At 54.9% G+C, this 20,821-nt stretch carries 15 protein-coding genes; 9 read left to right on the top strand and 6 right to left on the bottom strand.

Features of this window, described 5'->3' with window-relative positions; translation table 11 throughout:
• Positions 1 to 16: 16 nt before the first annotated feature.
• Both ON072_RS04880 and ON072_RS04875 read right to left on the bottom strand, forming a co-directional pair.
• Positions 17 to 1,186 (bottom strand): isovaleryl-CoA dehydrogenase, encoded by a 1,170-nt coding sequence (locus ON072_RS04880; protein WP_025889846.1) that lies wholly within the window; start codon positions 1,184 to 1,186, stop codon positions 17 to 19.
• 60 nt (positions 1,187 to 1,246) lie between these two features.
• Complete coding sequence (locus tag ON072_RS04875; protein WP_025009395.1) at positions 1,247 to 1,654, bottom strand: MerR family transcriptional regulator; 408 nt, start codon at positions 1,652 to 1,654, stop codon at positions 1,247 to 1,249.
• A 395-nt stretch (positions 1,655 to 2,049) separates the two neighbouring features.
• Between ON072_RS04875 and ON072_RS04870 the strand changes: the two genes are divergently transcribed.
• The 3 genes from ON072_RS04870 (at position 2,050) to gndA (ending at position 6,268) form a co-directional block, all read left to right on the top strand.
• On the top strand, positions 2,050 to 3,966 hold the full coding sequence (locus tag ON072_RS04870) for a propionyl-CoA synthetase (protein ID WP_261752905.1): 1,917 nt from the start codon (positions 2,050 to 2,052) through the stop codon (positions 3,964 to 3,966).
• A gap of 291 nt (positions 3,967 to 4,257) precedes the next feature.
• Entirely contained in the window at positions 4,258 to 4,572 is a 315-nt protein-coding gene (gene sugE, locus ON072_RS04865; protein ID WP_025889847.1) for a quaternary ammonium compound efflux SMR transporter SugE, read from the top strand.
• Positions 4,573 to 4,729: 157 nt separating this feature from the next.
• Positions 4,730 to 6,268 (top strand): NADP-dependent phosphogluconate dehydrogenase, encoded by a 1,539-nt coding sequence (gene gndA / locus ON072_RS04860; RefSeq protein WP_261752906.1) that lies wholly within the window; start codon positions 4,730 to 4,732, stop codon positions 6,266 to 6,268.
• 92 nt (positions 6,269 to 6,360) lie between these two features.
• Here the strand turns inward: gndA and ON072_RS04855 are convergent, their stop codons facing one another.
• Complete coding sequence (locus ON072_RS04855) at positions 6,361 to 7,236, bottom strand: 1,4-dihydroxy-2-naphthoate polyprenyltransferase (RefSeq protein ID WP_025009392.1); 876 nt, start codon at positions 7,234 to 7,236, stop codon at positions 6,361 to 6,363.
• 233 nt (positions 7,237 to 7,469) lie between these two features.
• Between ON072_RS04855 and ON072_RS04850 the strand changes: the two genes are divergently transcribed.
• From ON072_RS04850 to ON072_RS04840, 3 genes are all read left to right on the top strand, one after another.
• Positions 7,470 to 8,354, top strand: a complete 885-nt coding sequence (locus ON072_RS04850; RefSeq protein WP_261752907.1) for an SDR family NAD(P)-dependent oxidoreductase — start codon at positions 7,470 to 7,472, stop codon at positions 8,352 to 8,354.
• Positions 8,355 to 8,424: 70 nt separating this feature from the next.
• Positions 8,425 to 9,288 carry an acyl-CoA thioesterase II gene (gene tesB, locus ON072_RS04845; protein ID WP_025889848.1) on the top strand — a complete coding sequence of 288 codons (864 nt, stop codon included), beginning with the start codon at positions 8,425 to 8,427 and terminating at the stop codon, positions 9,286 to 9,288.
• An 11-nt stretch (positions 9,289 to 9,299) separates the two neighbouring features.
• Positions 9,300 to 9,713 (top strand): YbaY family lipoprotein, encoded by a 414-nt coding sequence (locus ON072_RS04840; RefSeq protein ID WP_025889849.1) that lies wholly within the window; start codon positions 9,300 to 9,302, stop codon positions 9,711 to 9,713.
• Positions 9,714 to 9,762: 49 nt separating this feature from the next.
• On the opposite strand, the gene ON072_RS04835 is transcribed toward ON072_RS04840, so the two are convergent.
• Positions 9,763 to 11,769, bottom strand: coding sequence for a methyl-accepting chemotaxis protein (locus ON072_RS04835; RefSeq protein ID WP_144379789.1), 2,007 nt, complete (start codon positions 11,767 to 11,769; stop codon positions 9,763 to 9,765).
• Between the two features lie 291 nt (positions 11,770 to 12,060).
• Here ON072_RS04835 and ON072_RS04830 point away from each other — a divergent pair, with 291 nt between their 5' ends.
• On the top strand, positions 12,061 to 14,778 hold the full coding sequence (locus ON072_RS04830) for a TonB-dependent receptor domain-containing protein (RefSeq protein WP_261752908.1): 2,718 nt from the start codon (positions 12,061 to 12,063) through the stop codon (positions 14,776 to 14,778).
• Between the two features lie 61 nt (positions 14,779 to 14,839).
• On the opposite strand, the gene ON072_RS04825 is transcribed toward ON072_RS04830, so the two are convergent.
• Both ON072_RS04825 and ON072_RS04820 read right to left on the bottom strand, forming a co-directional pair.
• Complete coding sequence (locus tag ON072_RS04825) at positions 14,840 to 17,926, bottom strand: efflux RND transporter permease subunit (RefSeq protein ID WP_144379787.1); 3,087 nt, start codon at positions 17,924 to 17,926, stop codon at positions 14,840 to 14,842.
• Positions 17,923 to 19,011 carry an efflux RND transporter periplasmic adaptor subunit gene (locus ON072_RS04820; protein ID WP_375336936.1) on the bottom strand — a complete coding sequence of 363 codons (1,089 nt, stop codon included), beginning with the start codon at positions 19,009 to 19,011 and terminating at the stop codon, positions 17,923 to 17,925. The genes ON072_RS04825 and ON072_RS04820 overlap by 4 nt, the downstream gene beginning before the upstream one ends.
• Before the next feature lie 236 nt (positions 19,012 to 19,247).
• Here ON072_RS04820 and ON072_RS04815 point away from each other — a divergent pair, with 236 nt between their 5' ends.
• Together ON072_RS04815 and ON072_RS04810 are read left to right on the top strand one after the other, a co-directional pair.
• Entirely contained in the window at positions 19,248 to 19,862 is a 615-nt protein-coding gene (locus ON072_RS04815; RefSeq protein ID WP_025009386.1) for a TetR/AcrR family transcriptional regulator, read from the top strand.
• 47 nt (positions 19,863 to 19,909) lie between these two features.
• Positions 19,910 to 20,800 carry a DUF6268 family outer membrane beta-barrel protein gene (locus tag ON072_RS04810; RefSeq protein WP_115388951.1) on the top strand — a complete coding sequence of 297 codons (891 nt, stop codon included), beginning with the start codon at positions 19,910 to 19,912 and terminating at the stop codon, positions 20,798 to 20,800.
• The last annotated feature ends 21 nt before the right edge of the window (positions 20,801 to 20,821 follow it).

Genomic DNA, 20,821 nt, shown 5'->3' with positions numbered 1-20,821 from the left:
GCCCCGGCATTCGCCATTACTTGGTTTCGTTGAACAGCTCGCGGCCGATGAGCATGCGGCGGATTTCCGAAGTACCGGCGCCGATTTCATAGAGCTTGGCATCGCGCAGCAGACGACCTGTAGCGTATTCGTTGATATAGCCGTTGCCGCCCAGCAACTGAATGGCGTCCAGTGCCATCTTGGTGGCGAGCTCGGCGCTGTAGAGAATGGCACCGGCGGCATCTTTACGTGTGGTTTCGCCGCGATCGCAGGACTTGGCGACGTTATAGATATAGGACTTGGCGGCATTCATGCCTGTGTACATGTCGGCCAGTTTGCCCTGCACCAGTTGGAATTCGCCGATGGATTTGCCGAACTGCACCCGCTCGTGCATATAGGGCATCACTATGTCCATGCAGGCGGTCATTATCCCAAGAGGGCCGCCGCTGAGCACCACCCGCTCGTAGTCGAGGCCGCTCATCAGTACCTTCACCCCCTGGTTGAGGCCGCCGAGAATATTTTCTTCCGGGACTTCGCAGTCTTCGAATACCAGTTCACAGGTGTTGGAGCCGCGCATTCCCAGCTTGTCGAGCTTCTGTGCCTGGGAGAAGCCTTTGAAGCCGCGCTCGACGATAAAGGCAGTAATCCCGTGCGGGCCCTTGTCCAAGTCGGTTTTGGCGTAAATCACATAGGTGTGGGCATCCGGGCCATTGGTGATCCACATCTTGTTGCCGTTGAGAATGTAACGGTCGCCTTCCTTGCGGGCATGCAGCTTCATGGAAACCACGTCCGAACCTGCGTTGGGTTCACTCATCGCCAGTGCGCCTATATGCTCGCCGCTGACCAGTTTGGGCAGGTATTTTTCCTTCTGGGCCTGATTGCCGTTGCGGTTGATCTGGTTGACGCACAGGTTTGAGTGGGCGCCGTAGGACAAACCTATGGACGCCGAAGCACGGGAGATCTCTTCCATGGCGACGACGTGCGCCAGATACCCCATGTTGGCACCGCCGAACTCTTCTGGGACTGTTATCCCAAGCAGCCCCATGTCGCCGAACTGAGGCCAAAGCTCGTTGGGGAAGGCGTTGTCCTGATCCACCTTGGCGGCAATGGGGGCGATTTCATTGGCGGCGAAACCGTTGACTGCATCCCGCAGCATATCGATTTCTTCACCGAGTCCAAAGTTGAGGCTTGAGTAGAGAGAGTTCATTGGCTTGATGTCCTGTAAGTTAATATTTTTATTTTATTATTATGGTGTTTGGTCAATGGCTCAGGCTTTTTCCTGCTCCATGTCATCCAGCGCCTGACGGCACTGAAGTTCGGCAGAATTGAGTTCCATCAACACCACCTTGATATCGTCCATCTGCTGTTGCAGTGAGGTTTTTTTCTCTTCGATCAGGGCCAACATGGTATTGAGCTGTGCATGGCTGCTCTTGTCGGCATCGTAGAGTTCAAACAGTCGGCGGGTTTCCGCCAGGGAAAAGCCCAGACGCTTGCCGCGCAGAATAAGTTTCAGTCTGACTCTGTCCTTGAGACTGTAGATACGGGTCTGACCACGACGCCTGGGTTTGAGCAGCCCTTGATCTTCATAGAAGCGGATGCTGCGGGTGGTGATATCAAATTCCTTTGACAGATCACTGATGGAGTAAGTGGTTTGTGGATTGTGGTTTGCGCTCATCGATAACACCATAAAATGGAACTTGTTTGGCAAGATATATGAAGTTTACGTAAAGGTAAAGTTTGTTGTGGCATTTTGCGAACTGTGAGGTGTCAATCCCTGCTGCCATCGGCCTTTGCCCGTATTGAAACACTCGTTTCAGTTGGCTGTTCATTTATCTCACAGCAGCAGATAGCAATGCATGTCGCCCTTCGCTATGCCTATGTTTGCATTCCAATCATTTTGAAGGCAGGAGCGGGTGAACAGCAAAATGCCCTGAAGCCAAAAGGCGCAAGTCGAGCAGGGTTTTAGGCTAACGTCTAATTGGGGACAGGGCCAAAAAAGACTATTAATTGTCCCAGGAAGGAAGGGAACGCAGTGCCGTCGCAGAACGGCGTCCTTTGGGAGGACAGATAATGATAGATCCGGGTTTAGCCCTGCATAAGGCGTCACTCGAGGACAAGACACAGTTTTGGGGCGAGTGTGCTCGTGCCATAGATTGGCAACAGCCCTGGGAGCAGGTGCTGGATGAGAGTGAGGCGCCATTTTACCGCTGGTTTAGCGGTGGCATGCTCAACACCTGCTATAACGCGGTGGACCGGCATGTGGCCGCAGGGCGCGGCGAACAGACCGCCATTCAATATGTCAGCCCGGTAACAGATACCGAGTACGGCATCAGCTATAACGAATTACAGCAGCAGGTGAGCCGCCTGGCGGGCTGGATGCAATCTGTCGGTATCAACAAGGGCGATAGAGTCGTTATCTATATGCCCATGGTGCCGGAAACCGTGTTTGCCATGCTGGCCTGTGCCCGCATAGGCGCCATACATTCAGTGGTGTTCGGCGGTTTTGCAGCCAATGAGTTGGCAACCCGGATCAACGATGCCAAACCCAGACTGGTGTTGTCTGCCTCCTGCGGTATAGAACCCTCAGGCGTTGTGCCTTATAAGCCATTGCTGGACAAGGCGCTGGAACTGTCCGAGCACAAGGTGGAAAATTGCCTTATTCTCGGCCGCAGCCAATATCAGGCCGAGTTACAGCCCGGGCGGGATCATGACTGGCAGAATGCCATCTGTCAGGCGACTCCTGTCGATTGTGTGGCGGTCGAAGCCACTCATCCCCTGTACATTCTCTACACCTCCGGCACCACAGGGCAGCCAAAAGGTGTGGTGCGCGACAATGGCGGCCACGCCGTGGCACTGGCCTGGTCGATGAAGGCTATTTACGACATAGACGCAGGCGATGTCTTCTGGGCAGCCTCGGATGTGGGGTGGGTAGTGGGTCACTCCTATATTGTCTACGCACCGCTGCTGGTAGGCGCCACCACCTTGCTGTTTGAAGGCAAACCTGTGGGCACCCCGGATCCCGGCACTTTCTGGCGCACCATAGCCAAGTACAAGGTCAAGAGTTTCTTCACCGCACCGACTGCGATTCGTGCCATCAAACGTGAGGATCCTGAGGCAAGCTATGTGGCTCAAAGCGATCTCTCTTGCCTGAAAAACGTGTTTCTGGCCGGCGAGCGTTGTGACCCGGATACTCTCAACTGGGCGGCCGAGAAGCTGGCCAAGCCAGTAATAGATCACTGGTGGCAAACCGAAACAGGATGGGCGATTGCCGCCAACCTGATGGGGGTTGCCCCTATTCAGGTCAAAGCCGGGTCACCGGCCAGAGCCGTGCCCGGTTATCAGGTGGAAGTATTGGACGAAATGGGTGAGCAGGTGGCTCCCGGGCAGTCGGGCAATGTGGTGATCAAATTGCCTCTGCCGCCCGGAACCCTGACCACGCTGTGGCAAAACGATAAGCGCTACCATGACAGCTATCTGGCCATGTATCCCGGCTATTATCTCACCGGAGATGCCGGCTATATGGATGAAGAGGGCTATCTTTACATCATGAGTCGCATCGATGACATCATTAATGTGGCCGGTCACAGATTATCGACCGGACGTTTTGAAGAGGTGCTTTGTCAGCATCCGGCAGTGGCTGAAGCTGCGGTTATCGGTGTGGAAGATAAGCTCAAGGGCCAGGTGCCGCTGGGGTTGGTGGTGCTCAAGATGGGTAATACCCTGAGCGAAGAGCAGCTACACAAGGAGCTGGTGGCTCTGGTGCGCCAGGAAATAGGCCCGGTGGCGGCATTCCGTTTGGTGAGCGCCGTGCCCAAGTTGCCCAAGACCCGCTCCGGCAAGATACTGCGTGGCACCATGCGTAAAATTGCCGACAACCAGGAGTTCAAGGCGCCGGCAACCATAGAGGATCCCGCTACTCTGGATCTGGTACGCACCGCGCTGACCCGCATGGGCTATGCCGATTCTCTGGTGAAAGAGCACGCCTGAGGTTGACTTTCTCCTTTTGCGCCTGCCGTCGGCAGGCGTTTTTTTAGCTGTTTTTCATGTTGCAAAGGCGCACCTCTTGCACTTTGCCCTTTTAGTTGGCCTTTGCTAAGATGCCGTTGCTCCGTTCGGGGCAACAACAAGTAGTTACATACAAAGTAGTTGCATCCAAGTATTGCATTCAGGCTTGTAACTTAAGCTACATATGTAGCCTTATCATTCAGGCCGCAGGGACGACCCTGCAAGCGCCTTATCTATTACCGGGGACGACCCCTTTTAAAAAGGGACGAGTCCATGAACTGGATACTCTTAATCCTCGCAGGTTTGTTCGAAATCGGTTGGGCCATAGGCCTTAAATATACTCAGGGCTTTACCAAGTTAACTCCGAGTCTGTTGACCTTGGGCGCCATGGCCATCAGTGTCGGTTTGCTTGGGCTGGCGACCAAGTCATTGCCCATAGGCACGGCTTACGGTGTTTGGGTTGGCATAGGTGCCATGGGCACGGCATTGGTGGGTATCTGGCTGTTCGGCGAGAGCGCCAGCTTGATGAAAATCGGCAGTTTACTGTTGATTTTTATTGGTGTCTTGGGGCTGAAACTGGCCAGCTGAACCCGGAGGTTTGCCTGTTAATCGTGTTTTTCAAACAAGGTTATCGCCAAGGGCGACTGGTAATTAACTTTCGTTAATCAGTATAATTAATCCACTCAAGGCCGGCTGTTTGCTCACAAAATGGCCGGCTCCTCTGCTACCCGTGGAATTAATAACAATGCAAACCCACAAGCATCTTTCTGACATCGGGGTCATAGGCCTGGGTGTTATGGGCAAGAATCTCGCTCTCAATATCATAGATAACGGCTATCGGGTCGCGGGGTTCGATCTGGACAGTCGCAAAGTGACAGCTGCCGAAAACCAGGCCAAGGTGGAAGTGACCGAGAGGGAACAATTGCTGTTTGGCTGTAATAATCTTACTGATTTGATGGCAAATTTAGCAACACCGCGCATCCTGCTGTTGTCCATTCCGGCCGGTACGGCGGTTGACACCGTATGCCAATCCCTGCTCGATGCCGGGATTGAGCACGAGGATATAGTCATAGACACGGGCAATAGCCTGTGGACAGACACCATAGCGCGGGAGCAGCGCTATCGCGATCAGTTTATCTTCTTCAGCTCAGCCGTATCCGGCGGTGAGGTGGGGGCCAGATTCGGGCCCTCGCTGATGCCAAGTGGTGACATCAAGGCCTGGGAGCGGGTTGCTCCCATTTGGCGGGCGATAGCTGCCAAGGTAGATGGTGACACCGGATTGCCGCTGGAGCGATTCGAGCCAGGCAACCCGGTTACCCAAGGGGATCCCTGCACGGCTTACATAGGCCCGGCCGGTAGCGGTCACTATGTGAAGATGGTGCACAACGGCATTGAATATGCCGACATGCAGTTGATTTGCGAGGCTTATCATTTGCTAAGCCAAGTGCTGGGCCTTGATGCCTACGCCATTGCCCGGGTGTTCGAGCGCTGGAATACAGGTGTGCTCTCCAGTTATCTGATGGAAATCAGCGCCGAGGTCTTGCGGCAACAGGACCCATTGAGCGACAAGCCTCTGGTAGAGATGATCCTCGATAAGGCGGGGCAGAAGGGCACTGGCCTGTGGACGGCTGTCAGCAGCCTGCAGATAGGTTGCCCAGCGCCCACTATCGCGGAAGCGGTTTATGCCCGCGCCATCAGCACTCAAAAGGTTCTGCGCCAGAGTTTGGCCAACAAGTTGGCCGGTCCCGAAGCGCGAGACACTCAATCGGCGGCCTCGGACGAGCAACAAAGCTTTATCGATGGCCTGGAGAGTGCACTCTATTGCGCCAAGGTGAGCTGTTATGCCCAGGGGTTCCAGTTGATGGCGATGCAGGCTCAGGAGCAGGGATGGCAACTGGATTTTGCCGCCATCGCCAGGATCTGGCGCGCCGGCTGTATTATTCGCGCCAGATTCCTGCAATCCATAGCCGCAGCCTACGACAGCGAGCCGGAATTGGCCAATTTGCTGTTGGCCGATGGCTTTGCTTCAACGCTTTCGGCGCGCCAGCAGGCATGGCGGCAAACGGTTGCCAAGGCGGTACTTGCTGGTGTGCCTGTGCCCTGCATCTCATCGGCGCTTTCTTACTACGACAGTTATCGCAGTGAGACGCTGCCGGCCAATCTGTTGCAGGGACAACGGGACTTTTTCGGAGCGCATAGTTTTGAGCGCATAGACCAAGCTGCCAACGAGCATTATCACCTGGATTGGAGTGACCCCAAGCGGCCGCTGATTAAGCTGGATTGAGGGAAAACCGGGTCGGGCAGAACATAATCGCCGGGCAACAAAAAGGCTTCCAACTGCATGGCAGTGGAAGCCTTTGTTATTGCTTCCCTGGGTTAAATGGTAAACACCAAGCCTAAGCTGAACAGGGCACTGAACATCATGGTCAGTTTGGCTGTACGTCCCAGCAGGGGATTCAGCGCCGCGCCCGATACTTGCGTGAAATCGCTGGACAGCCTGCGGGCCATCAGCAGCGCGAGGCCTGTCAGCAGCACAGGCAGCCCAGGCAGCAAGCCCAGCAGGAAGCCTGCGATAATCAGGCCGAAGGGTAAGTAAACCAACGCCTGGTACAGCACCTTGGACTGGGCCTCACCTATGCGTACCGCCAAAGTGCGCTTGCCGGCTTTCTCGTCGGTATAGATATCGCGGGTGTTGTTAACCAGACAGATGGCGGCATTGAGCAGGCCCACAGCGCTACCCAAAATCCAGGCTGCGGTGCTGGTATCACCGGCCTGCAGGTAGTAACTGCCGACAACGGCTACCAAGCCAAAGAAGATAAAAGCCGCCACTTCGCCAAGACCGTGTGAGGCCAGCGGGTATGGGCCGCCGCTGTAACCCAGGGCGCCCATAATGGAAGCCGCCGCCAGAATGGCGATCGGCCAGCCTCCGTGCCAAATGAGGAAAGACCCCACTACCAATGCCAGCAAGAGGCAAAAAATCATCGCGTTGCGTACTTTCTGCGGATCGAGCAAGCCACTCTGGGTGACCCTTATCGGCCCCAGTCGCTCCTCGGTATCTATACCGTTTTTAAAATCAAAATAGTCATTGGCCAGATTAACTGCAATCTGCAGCAACAGGGCACAGACCATGGACGCCACTGCAATGGCCCAACTGAAGCTCTCCAGTTGCAGAGCCAGTATGTTACCTATCAGCAAGGGTCCTATCGCCGCAGGCAAGGTGCGCGGCCGTGAGGCTAAAATCCAGGGGTTCATCTTGTCCTTTCTTAAGAGTTAAAGACGGAAAAACAAGCTAAGGATACCAATTTTCCACTTGAAAGTTAGCACAATCGGATAAATGCATTTAACAGAGTTTGAGTCAGCGCACATTTGTACCCGTGCGGATTAAAAAAATGCAGCCATAATCAAATTACCCTTGGGTTTTATGTGTTCTTATTGTTAAAGAATACCCGGTATTTCATGGGCTTAATGCTAATGCAGAGGTTAATATGATGGGGTTTGGGGGCAGGACAGCCCTTATCAGCGGTGCCGCCTCGGGCTTGGGGCGGGCTTTTGCCATAGGATTGGCACAAAGGGGCGCCAGCCTGGCGCTGCTGGATATCGACAGCTGTAAAGATACCTTGAATGCGCTTTCTGCTTTGGGGGCCGATGCCAAAGCCTGGCAATGTGATGTTGCCGACGAACAGCGGGTCGCCAAGGTGTTGCAGGAAGCCTGCGACCACTTTGGTACCATAGAGCTGCTGGTGGCCTGCGCCGGGATCCACCATCCCTTCTCATTTGAAAAGTTGACTGCCAAACAGTGGCGACGGCAGTTGCAGGTGGATCTCGATGGCAGTTTCTTCCTTTGTCACGGCCTCTGGTCACGAATGAAGGCACAGGAGTATGGCCGGATCCTGCTGCTCGGCGGTGTCAGCGGTGTTTTCGGCGATCTGTTCGAAAGTGCCTGGGCCAGTGCCAAGATGGCTTTGCTTGGATTAACCAATAGTCTCAGTCGTGAAGGCAGTATTCACAATATCCGCGTGAACAGCCTCTGCCCCATGGTCACCACTCCCATGACGGAAAAACATCTGGCACTGCCGGTGCAACCCCTGTTTGGGGTGAATGCACCTTTGGCAGCCGGGTTGTTTCTGCTCAGTGAACAGGCACCTAATGGCCAGCATCTTTTGGCGGCGGCCGGCAGTATCAGCCGAGTGAGAATGGCTGAAACCGAGCCGGGTTATTTTCATGCCGGCGCCTGTACGCCTGAGCTTTTGGCCAGAGCATGGCCGGAGCTGAGTGTGGCCACTCCATTGGGATTCAGCGACAGCGGAGAGGCACAAATCGTCAAATGGGCCAGGCAGGCCGCTGCCGAGCATGATATAGAGATAGAATAAAGGCTTCTGGTCACGAAGGGCGGTTCTGGGTTAATCTTTGCGGTATATGTCAGCCAGTTAACAGAATTTTATGAGCCAGGTTTTAGATGATCTCTTGTCACTGCTCGCGCTTGAACAGATAGAAATTGGACTTTATCGGGGCCAGAGCCAGGATCTGGGTTTTGGTCATGTGTTTGGCGGTCAGGTCATGGGCCAGGCCCTCAGCGCTGCCCGTCGCACTGTGCCGCAAGAGCGCCAGGTGCATTCACTGCATTCCTATTTTTTACGGGCAGGCGATGAAAAGTTGCCGATAGTCTACGAAGTCGAAAACATGCGTGACGGCGGCAGTTTCAGCGCCCGTCAGGTGAAGGCGATTCAGAAAGGGCGGCCGATTTTCTACATGACCTGTTCCTTCCAGGAGCCGGAGGAGGGTTTCAGCCACCAGGCAGAAATGCCGGAGGTTCCCGGCCCTGAAGGGATACTCAATCAGCAGGAATTGGCGATGACCATGAGGGACAAGGTGCCCGCCAGAATGCTGGAGAAATTCATGGCCGATGCCCCCATAGAGATGCGCCTGGTCAATCCGCTCAACCCTGTGGCACCTGCGGCGACTGAACCTGTACGCCATGTTTGGTTGCGGGCCAATGGCGCCTTGCCGCCTGAGCATGAAATGCACGATTACCTGCTGGCGTACGCTTCGGATTTTAACTTTTTGGTGACGGCAGCTCAGCCTCATGGGGTGTCATTTCTGACCCCAGGGATGCGGATGGCCACCATAGATCATTCACTCTGGTTCCATCGTCCGGTCAATATGGGCGAGTGGTTGCTGTATGCCATAGAGAGCCCCAATGCCAGTGGTGGCCGGGGTTATGTGAGAGGGCAGTTCTTCAACCAACAGGGAGAACTGGTGGCTTCGGCCACTCAGGAAGGCCTGATACGTATGACTGCCAAATAAGGGAATGAAAGATGATTAAATATGTAAAAGGGCTGGTCGTTGCCGCCGGGATAGTCTTTCTCGGTGCCTGTGTTACGGTTGACCCCAAGGCACCGGTTATCGTCAACGGGGCGGCGGGCTACCTGGAAAGAGTGGCCTTGCCTCAAGGCTCAAGTATCACAATTGCCATCATAGATTTGGATACCCCAGGGGTAATCGTGGCGCAAAAGAGCTTTGATATTGCCAGGGCGCCGGTGCCGTTCAAATTCATTTTGCCGGCGGAAACCGTTGAGTCCAATGTCAACTATGGTGTGGTGGCCATGATCCAGTATCAGGGGCGAGTGATATTCCAGACCTATGACAGATACCCTGTGATCAACAATGACAAATTTACCACCGAAGTGCTGATGAAGGCGGTGCCTTTACCGCAATTGGATCAGCGTTAAGCGTTGCCGCAGGATATGAAAAGGCGCCACTTGGGCGCCTTTTTACTTGTTACACTCTGAAAATACTTATCTGTTTCTTCAAGGCGGCGGCCAGCTCGGTCAACTCTCTGGCGGAGTTGACGGTTTCTGTGGCGCGGATATCGCCTTCGCGGGCCAGATCTGTTATCTGGTGCAGATTACGGGTGACTTCATCGGCCACCGCGCTTTGCTGCTCTGTGGCACTGGCAATACTGCTGACAGATACCGCCAGATCGGCAATCCGCTGGGCAATGGCGGTCAACTGATTGTTGGCTTCCTCTCCCTGCTCGGCGGAGCGATTACCCAACTGATGACTCTGATCCATGCGTGTAGCCGTGTCCTTGACCTTGGCCTGCAGTGAGGTGATGGTCTGGCCGATTTCCGAAATCGATGCCTGAGTGCGGCTTGCCAGAGTGCGCACTTCATCGGCCACCACGGCAAAACCGCGCCCTTGTTCGCCGGCGCGGGCGGCTTCGATGGCGGCGTTCAGTGCCAGCAGGTTGGTTTGCTCGGCGATGCCATTGATAACTTCAGTGATGGTGTTGATGGCTTCACTCTCTTTGGCCACCCCTTCGACGGCGGTATGGCTCTCGCTCAACTGTCTGCTGAGGGTTTCCAGCCCTTGCACCACCTGGGTCAGTTGCTGGTGTCCGGCGCGGGAGGCTTCATCTACCTGTTGGCTCTGGTTGGCGCTTTCACCGGCGTGGTTGGCCACATCGCGTATCGAAGTGGACATCTCCTCAATGGCAGTCGCTATCTGATCGGTTTGAGCCATTAGAGCCTGAGCTTCGTCGCCGTTGAGACGGGCAACTTCCTGGGCCTGTTCGGCCTGGTATTCCAGAGTTTGTACTGAGCCTTGCAATGCCTGGATCAGCTGTTTTAGTCCCTGGGTCATTTCGGTGACGCTGTTGCTTATCCGTACCACTTCGTTTTCGCTGCGGCTGTCGAGCTTGGGCAGGTCATGGCTGAAGTCGCCTTTGCCCAGGTTTTCCATGTGGTGCTGCAAGGTTTGCAGTGGTCTGACAGTGCGTACCAGCACGACAGAGAGCAGGGCGGTGATCACCAGAATACCAATCACGGCAACCAGGGCGTTGATCAGTAAAAGAGTCTGGCTTTCCTCATTTAACTCGGCGGCTTTGACCTGACCGATAAGCTCCCAGTTCCAGCCGGGAATGGTAGCGCTGTAGGCAATCATCTCCACGCCTTTGCTGTTGTGATAGCTCTTGACCCCTTCACTGTTCATCAGCTCATCGAGTGGCAAGCCATCGAGCTCTGCCTCTGTCACGGTTTGTCCCTGAGCCAGGCTGGGATGAGCCACTACCACCTTGTCGGCGCGGCGCAGCAGCAGGTAGTTGCCGCTTTCTTCCAGGCGCAGCTGTTTGACCGACTGCTGCAACTGCACCAGAGAGTCACTGATGTCGAAGCCTATATAGAGAATACCTATCACTGAGCCCTGAACATCCTTGACCGGACGGTAAACCGTCATATAGTCGCGGCCGAACAACTTGGCATAGCCCTCATAGACCTGGCCCTGAATAAGTTTTTGATAGCCCGGGTGTTTTGTTCCCAAATAAGTCCCCAGAGCGCGGCTGCCATCGGCCTTTTTCAGTGAGGTGGCAATACGTAGAAAGTCATCGCCGTCACGAACGAACACAGTGGCATTCCCGCCTGTGAGGTTGGCATATCTGTCGACTTTACTGCGGGAGGAGTTGAGCTGTTCCTTTTCATGCATCAATGCCGGGGTATCTATCCCCAGGACTCTGACAGTTTTGTTTTCCGGTTTATGGAATTGGCCTGGATACATGGCCCTGAATACATCGGCATTGCGACGGGCCAGGGACAACAGGCTCTCGTATTGCAATGCCAGCAGATCATCGACCCCGTGGATCTGTTGCTCCATGGCGGTTATCGCTTTCTCTTTTAAGGTCGATGAGGCTGTCAGGTAGGAGATGCTACTCAGGATGCCAAACACCAAAATCGTCAGCACAAAAGCCAGTGTGCCGATCTGTTTGGCGATAGGCCAGTTGCGGTAATTCATTATCGTTATTCCTGTATGACCGGTTTGTTGAACTTTATCTCATTCACGTTAAACAAGTTTTGACCTGAATCTAACTATGGGCTCGCCCCTTTATTTTAGAGGAAGCTTGATTACAGCAGTACAGTTTGGGCAAGTTTTTAGTTCTTTATATTGTATACAAAATAAAGTATGTGATATAAAAGTTGCGGTTTTGTTACCGCTACGGGTTAAAACAAAAGTGGGGCAAGCCAGGGAGTAGAAAGATAAATAGAGCTAACTGATTGATTAATATTAGAGGAAGGGAGAACGAGTATGAGAATGCAGCCATTGGCTATCGCCATTTCCTGCCTGTTGGGGGCTTCGGCATCGGCTTGGGCCGAACAGAGCGCGGCAGAACAGGTGGAACGGATTGAAGTCACAGGGTCGAGGATTAAGCGTGTCGATATGGAAGGCGCGACCCCGATCACCACTATTATCGCCGATGAGCTGGTCAAGTCCGGGTTTGCCACGGTCGGCGATGCCTTGCGTTCCTCCAACCTCAACGCCTTCGGTTCCTGGGGCGGTGGTTCCAACAATGGTTGGGGTTCCCAGGCTACGGTACAACTCAAAGGGGCTTCGGCCTTCAATACGTTGACGCTGCTGGATGGCAAACGTATGGCCAAGTCCCCTGTGCTGGATGGCGGTGCGGCCAATATCAATACTATTCCCATGGCGGCGGTCGAGCGAATTGAGATACTGACAGACGGCGCCTCGGCGATTTACGGTACAGACGCCATTGCCGGTGTGGTCAATATTATTCTCAAAAAGGACTTCGAGGGTATCCAGCTCGACGGTCGGATGGACAGGCCCAGCAATGAAGGCGGTGATTCCTCCAATCTGTCGTTCACCGGTGGACTCAATTCCGATAAGGGCCATCTGGTGTTCACCTTTGAACACTATGAGCAGAAACCCATCATGCAGTCGCAGCGCTGGTTTACCCAACCCTTTGTGGTACCGGGTGGCGATGCATCCGACTATCAGGATTGGGTCAATGTTTCGCCCACCGGCAGGGTGCTGACCCAAGGGGCGGCAGGAAACTGGGTTTATTCGGCTCCCTTTGCCAACAGTGACAGAGACTGCGCCGATGTTTATGGTGATAAGTTTGTCGGTGTGCTGAACGACAGCGATTATCCCGGCGATACCCTGTGCGCCTATGACTATACCAAGGCTGCAGCCACTACAGTGGATCAGAGCCGCAACAATACCCTGTTGCACTATACCTATGAGCTGAGTGATTCGCTGCAACTGACTGCCAGAGCCTATTGGGCAGCCAATGAAACCCGGGATATTTCGGCGCCGGTTCCGGCTTGGATCAGCATTCCCAACGGTTTACCCGCCTATACCACGGCCGAGGGGCTCGAGTTGGTTGAGCTGATGGCCGACCCTTCTGCCGGAATGAACTTTCGCTTCGATACCGCGGGTGACAGGGTCGCCGAGCATCATGACAACATCTTTGACTATCTGCTGGCGCTCAACGGCACTGCCGACTTTATCAGTTGGGATCTTGCATTCAACTATAATAAATACAGCAACTTCACTTGGGGGACTGGCTATCAACTCAAGGGCGCCAGCTCAGATCTTATCGGTCATTGGGACACAAACAGCAACAGCTTTGTCGGCTGGGATCCCAGAGACCCGAATTCCCCCATGCCCGGTGGCGCTACCGCCAACTATGATAAGCGCATGACGGCCACCTATCTGGATATCAATGGCGGCGCTTCCATGGATTTGTTTGAGTTGCCCGGTGGCTTCAGTGCCTTGTATGTCGGCGCTTCCTATCGTGAAGAATCACTGGATTCCAAGGTGGATGCCTTGGCCGAGGCCGGCATGATAACCGGCGGCAACGGTGGCAGTGGCGGCGAGGGCGAGCGTGAAGTTTGGGCTACCTACTTCGAGTTTATGCTGCCACTGTTTGACTCGCTGGAGTTGAATCTGGCCGGGCGCTACGATGACTACTCGGATTTCGGCGGTACCTTCAACCCCCAGTTGTCGCTGCGTTATCGGCCGCTGGAGTCCTTGATGTTGAGGGCATCCTGGGGCACAGGATTCAGAGCGCCGACTCTGTCGGATCTCTATCAGGGCACCAGCGAAAGCTATGGCGATATTACCAACTACCTGAGTTGTTACGATAATCAGGAAGATATCGACTCTTGCAGCCGCACCGACAATGCACCGACCCTGACCGGCGGCAATCTGGAACTCGAAGCCGAAGAGTCTGAATCCTACAATCTGGGGCTGGTATGGGATATCAATGACAATTTCAATGTCTCGGTAGATTATTGGTCGCTGGAGATCACCAATATGATCGAAGAGTTGTCGGCCAGTGAAATCGTCCGCACCCAGGCAAGACTCTGGCAGGCGGCAGATGCCCTGGGGCAGCCAAGACCCGATGTCAGCGATATCTATCCTGGCACTGCGATTTCCCGCTTGGGTAATGGCCGTATCGATTATGTGCAGAGTCAGAAACTCAATCTCGGCCGCAGTGAGCGTGAGGGGCTGGATCTTAGCTTCAGTGGCACTCTGGAAACAGAGTTTGGTGACTGGAAGTTGGGCCTCGGCTGGTCACACTACTTCAAGTATACCTATACCTATGCCAGCGCCGGTGAACAGGTGCTGGGGGATGATGTCGCCGGGCGAGAGGGCACCCCGGAGGACAGATTGAATCTGACGCTGGACTGGAACTATGGCGACCATGCCGTCAGCTATTTCAGTAATTTTATCGGTAGTCAAACCAGCTGGGATGTTCTTGATGACAGTTGGGAACCGGCGACGGGGCAAACTATTGATGACGGCAAGCTCTATGAACTCGACAGTATCTGGTATCACAACCTCAGTTACACCTATACCTTACCCTGGAACAACAGCTTGTCGCTGGGGGTAACCAACCTCACCGATGAGGACCCAGTGCTGGCCTACGACGGCAGCTATAACTCCAACCTGTACGATATCCGGGGTCGAACCTACTGGGCCGGCTTCCGTCAGGCGTTTTAACGCCGCTCCTTTGATCCTCGTAGGATCTTCAGGCACACCCGTTTGGGTGTGCCTTTTTTGATCAAAATTGGTTCGCCATTGCCAAATCGCGGGAGCATTCGGGCCGAGGTTTCAGCCATAGAGAGTAGACCACAGGTACCCAAACCAAAGACAAAAGGGTGGTCAGTGCCGTGCCTCCGGCAATGGCTATGGCAAAGGGGGGCCAAAAACCGCCGCCACCCAGAATAAGTGGCAGAAAGCCACCTACTGTAGTGATGGTGGTTGAACCTATATGACGACTGCAACTCATCACCCCGGCGAGAATGACTTCGGTGTCGCCGGCACGTGCCATAGGCTCGGACTCGAGTTCGGCCAGGATCACTATGGCGGCATTGATAGCCAGGCCCATCAAGCCCAGCAGACCTATTATCACGGTAAAGCCAAAGGGATAACCCAGAGCCCAGACCGCCAGCAGCCCGAGCCCCGCCGATTGCAGGGCGCTGAGCAGAATGATTCCCGTCAGCCTGAAGGAGTTGAAAGAGAGTACCAGCACTGTCAGCAATGCGGCGATCACCAAGACGATATTGGAGAGCAGATTACCCACGGCTTCATCACGTTTGGCACTCTCACCGCCTATCTCTATTCGGTAGGAGGCGGGCAGTTTAAGCTCGGCCAGTTTGGGTTTGACTTGCTCCAGCACTTTTTGCGGCAGCACGCCGGAGGCGATATAGGCTTCGAGAATATTGACCCGCTGGCCATTATAGTGAGGAATGGCGCCGCGACTGGCATTGACATGGCTTTGACTCACGGCCGAAAGTGGAATCGACTCACCATTGGGCGACAGCAGACTTATCTGTGACAGCCTGGATTGCTGCTCGCCGACACCGGCACCCAGCTTGACTCTCACCGGCAGCGATTCGGTTTGCTCCAGCAGGCTGCCGCCTGTGATGCCCGTGGTGGACATCTGAATCTGCGAGGCGATTTCTCCCAGACTCAGGCCGGCCATCAGGCTGGCATCTTCATCTAGCTGCAGCCACACCTTGGGCGCCCCCGGGCTCAGGGTTGCCCGGGTGTGGATCACATCCCGGGTCTCGGCCAACATTCGCCGCACTTCATCCCCAAGCTCGGCCAACCTATCGAGGTTGGGGCCATAAAGCCTCAACTCCACAGGGGCGTTGAAGGGAGGGCCCTGCTCCAGTTTACGCACCAGGATCTGCGCATCCGGATAGTCCTTATCCAGCCGCTGCTGCAACTCGGGGATTAAGCGGTTGGCGGTGCGAAAGTCGCGGGTCCTTACCATTGCCTGGGCGTATTGGCTGGCGCCTTGCTGCTTTTGAGTCAGGTTGTAGTAAAAGGAGGGCACGTTCCCGCCTATGACCCAATTGACGCTTTCTATGCCGTCAGTACTGCGCAGCTCACTATCGAGCTGTTTGACTCTCTGCTCCGTTCTCGCCAGGCTGGCATGGGGCGAGAGGTAGAGCTCCAGCTGGAACATGTTTCTGTCCGATGGCGGGAAAAACTGCTCTGTCATCTGCCCGGAGGCCACAAAGCCTGTCAGCGGCAAGATACCGATCAGCAGCGCCGCAGTTTTCGGGTAGTCAAGCGCCAGTTGCAGAGTCTGGCGATAGGCTCTGGCAAGCCTTGGCAGATTCACTCCGTGGTGGTACCAGCTGTTGTTGTCCCTGGCGCGGCTAAAGCGTCCGGCGAGACCGGCTATCAGGGTGTGGGATATGAGGTAGGAGCCGAGCAGGGCAAAGATCACCGAAATGGCAATGCCACCGACAAACTCGCCGGCGGCGCCCGGCATCAGCACTATCGGCGCGAATGCCAGCATGGTGGTGATGGTGGAGCCGGCAAGCGGCAGCCACAGGTGCCTGATGGTGGCATTGACCGCTTGCAGCTTGCTCATGCCTTCGCGGCGACGCTGGGCAATGGCATCGACAATCACAATGGCGTTATCCACCATGATCCCCAGGGCCACCACCAGGCCGGTGACCGACATCTGATGAATGGGCAGGCCGGTAAACTTCATGCAGGCCAGGGTAAACAGCGCCGTCAGTGGCAGCGACAAGGCGACGATAAGCGCATTGCGCATGCCGACAGTCACCAGTAGCACCAGGAGAATGAGCACAAACCCTTGCAGCAGGTTGACGAGCAACTCCTGCAGACGCTCATTGGTATACCCCTCTTGCTCAAACAGCCATTGCATGCGGATATTGGCGGGGAAGCCCTGTTCCAGCTCGGCCGCAACCTGGCGGACTTGTTCACTCCAGATATCCACCCGAGTGTTGTTGAGCATGCGGGCGGCCACCATGATGCCGGGCTCACCGTCCAGCAGCGCCAGATTATCCGGCGGATCCTTGGGCTGGCGGCTGATAACGGCGATATCGCCAAGGCGGATCAGTTGCCCGAAACTGTCGGTCTTCAGCGGCACCTGGCGGATACGCTCCAGCGAGTCCAGTTCACCGGAAACTTCCACCAACGCCCGGAAGCTCTGGTTGTTGATTTCACCGGCCGACACCTTGGTATCGGCCTGATTGAGAATTCCGGCAACGGCTCCCGGTGTCAGTCCTAGACGATTGATACGCTCGCCATCCAGCGTTACCAGAATTTCCTCCGTCGGCGCGCCATAGAGTTTGACAAAGTCTGTGCCGCTCAAGAGCCGCAGTTTGCTTTGCAACTCTTTGGCGTAACGGCTGAGAATGTCGGGGCGCGCTTCTCCGCCGCCGTGCCATCCCAGGCCTATGATGGCGGTGTAGGCGTAACCCAGTTGATCGTCCAGTACCGGCGGATTGACACTCTGTGGCAGGCGGCCGCTGCTGTCGGCCAGCAGATCTCTGGCTCTCGACCAGACCGGCTCGGTTTCTATGACGTTATCTTTGAGCTCGAGTTGAATCACTGAGACCCCGGGTCTTGAGGTAGACTGGATAAGCTTGAGTTCCTCAAGTCGCCTAAGCTCATTTTCCAGTACTTCAGTCACCAGTGCCTCGACCCGCTCGGCGGAAGCGCCCGGATAGCTGGTGATCACAGAGGCAAAGCGGTTGGTGATATGGGGGTCTTCGGTGCGTGGCAGGCTGGAAATGGCGCCGAGCCCGGCAACCAGCAACAGGGCTATCAACAGGCTGGCGAGGCGGCCATTCTCGACAAAAGCCTTGATAACAGCGTTCATTGCCCACCTCTTGCGGTCAATGCCGCTCCCGGTGAGACCCTTTGCCCGGCAACCAGTTTATGCAGGCCTGTGGTGACAAACTGCTCTCCCGGGCTGATGGCACCGGTAATAAAGGCGTTGTCGCCTTCGGTATAGAGAATTTCCACATCGCGGCGCTGCAGTTTAAACCCTTCGACATCTTGCTTGAGCACGTACAGATTCCACAGACCACGAATACCGTCGGTGAGTGCCGATACCGGAACCCAGTAGCCTTCACGGGGAACTTCACGGCGGTACTGCAAATAAGCCAGTTCGCCATTGATAGGTGTCGTTTCCGGTGTGGGGGTGATGCTGAACCTGAGCTGCACTGTGCGGGTGACGGGATTGATCTGGCCGCTGATCCCTTGCAGTTGGGCCTGATAGTAGTGTTCGGCGACTCTGAGGCTGAGAATGGCTCCCGGTTGCAACTGCTCGGCAATATTCAGCGGCACACCTATCAGTGCCTGCAGATTGTCGCTCTGCACCAGGGTAAATACCGGGCTGCCCAGGGCGATGACTTCGCCGAGATTATGCTCTCTTGCGGCTATCACACCGGCAAAGGGGGCGATGAGAAGCGATTTCTGCCGCTTAAGCTCATTGGCCTTCAGTGAGGCTTCCAGCCTGGCGTGCCCGGCTTCCAGGCTGGCCAGCTTGCCTTTGAGCTCGTCGAGTTGCTGCTCGGAAAGATATTGTTTGGCACTGAGCTCCAGTGAGCGTTTCAAGGTTGCCCGGGCCAGCGAGATATCGGCCTGGTTCTGATCCAGTGCCGCCTGTAATTCGGTCTGCTCGGCTTCCAGCAAGCTGGTATCCAACTGTGCCAACAGTTGTCCGGGTTTAACTCTGTCACCTGTATCTACCAGGAGTTTTTGCAACTTGCCGGCGAGTTCGAAGCCTATGCCTGTGGTATTGCCGGCTCGCACGCTGCCACTGAATTGCTGCAGCTTGGTGTAACCTGGCTTTAACACAAGATTGGCGCTGTTGACCACTGGGGGTTTGGTTTCACTGTGCTCAGATGGCTGCGGTTGGCAGGCGGATAGGGATAATAACAAAGTGAGGGTGGCAACCAGCGCACCGCTGCCCAGGCTCCTGTGGCTGACGTATTTGGTTTCAGGCCGGGGTACCTTGGGTTTTCCGGCGTCCTTGATGGTCTGTTGCAACGTCCTCTCCCTGCTTTGACTGATAATTGTTATTGATAGGTTAAACTGGACTTACTAGTCTAGTTTGGTGGAACTGGACTGTCTAGTCTATTTTGTGGTCTAATGCATGCCAAGGCGTTGCCGAATTAGGTACTAGTTATAACGATATGAATACTCAGCAATTAAGTCGTAGTGAACAGAAGAGGGCTCAGATACTGGAAGCCGCAATCGAGCTCTTCTGCGCTCAAGGGTTTCCCAATACCAGCATGGATGAAGTGGCTAAAACCGCCGGGGTGTCGAAGCAAACGGTTTACGCTCATTTTGGTTGTAAGGATGAGCTGTTTGTGGCGGCCATTGAATCCAAGTGCGTGGTTCGCCAGATTGCTGAAGTGCTGTTGGCCGACGCTGCCCGGCCGGAGCAGGCGCTGGCAGTGTTTGCTGAGTATTTCGGCGAGCTGATCGTCAGCGAGGATGCCATTACGGTTTATCGCGCCTGTGTTTCCCAGGTGGATACTCATCCAGAACCGGCGCAGCTTTATTTCGATGCCGGACCCGAGTACATGTTGGGTCTGTTGGTGGATTTCTTTACCCAGGTTGAGCGTCATGGCGGGTATCACTTCGGCAACAAGCGTCAGGCCGCGGTGAGGCTGAGCCTAATGTTGTTTGGTGAGCTGCGGCTCAGAAAAGAGTTGGGGCTGGATACAGGGCAACTCGAGGCGCAACACAGGGATTATTGCATTGAAACGGCGGGATTGTTTCTCAAAGCGCATAGGTTGGAATAGCGTACTGTTATAATTGGGCTTTTCTCTGAACGGCAAAAGGACATGAAATGAAAAAAACGGCCGCATTTATCTTACTGGGCGCTATCAGTGCCAGCACCGGCTTATTGGCGGCAGAGGCACCAACCTCCCGCTATACCCTGAGCCTGGCGGCCATTGAAAATGCCGATACGGATATTGATGGTGGTGGAGAGCTGGGACGCCGCAGCTATCTTCTGGGTGCGCGCGGAGATTGGCAACTGGATCAACGTTGGGGGCTGGGTGTCAGCCTTGGCTATGACAAACTGGATTGGGATTTCTCTGCTTTGCCAACCAATGGCGCCAGTGATATGGCTTTTGCTGCCAGTCAGTTTGACTCGGCCCAGCGTTACTCGGCTTCTGTCAGCCTGAGATATACCCTGAACCGGCATTGGAGTCTGATGCTGGCGCCTCAGTTGCAGTATGCTTACAGTGATGATGTTTCCTCTTCTGATGCCAGAAGCTATGGTGTCATCGCCGGCGCGGTTCACAGGTTTGATTCGGGTAACATGTTGGGTTTTGGGGTTGCTTATCTCAATGATATCAGTGAGGTAAGAACAGTTCCTTACTTGCTTATCGATTGGCAACTCAGTGACAGATGGCGGGTGGGCAACCCCTTTCAGGCAGGTTTTACCGGTCCGGCCGGGATAGAGTTCAGTTATCGGATTTCGCCTGAGATGGAACTGGGGTTGGGGTCATCTCATCGGACTGAGCGGATTTTGGTGGGGGAAAACGAACAGACACTGGAGCTGACGGAAATAAGCAGCTTCGCCCGTTTGGGCTGGCAGCTGGGACAAGGGTTCAATCTCAACGCCTATGTGGGTTACTTCATCAACCCCGAGCTTGAGTTGAGCGAGCCTGAGATCAAGCGGGAGCTGGATAACTATCTGGCCGGCGCAGTTCATCTCAGCTATCGTTTTTGATTGACTTGCCCGCAGGAGCGG

The organism is Shewanella sp. K8 (assembly GCF_028823715.1).
GTDB classification, from domain to species: Bacteria; Pseudomonadota; Gammaproteobacteria; order Enterobacterales; family Shewanellaceae; genus Shewanella; species Shewanella algae.
Note: the sequence above shows the minus strand (reverse complement) of the source record. Positions and strands in the feature narration are given on the sequence as shown.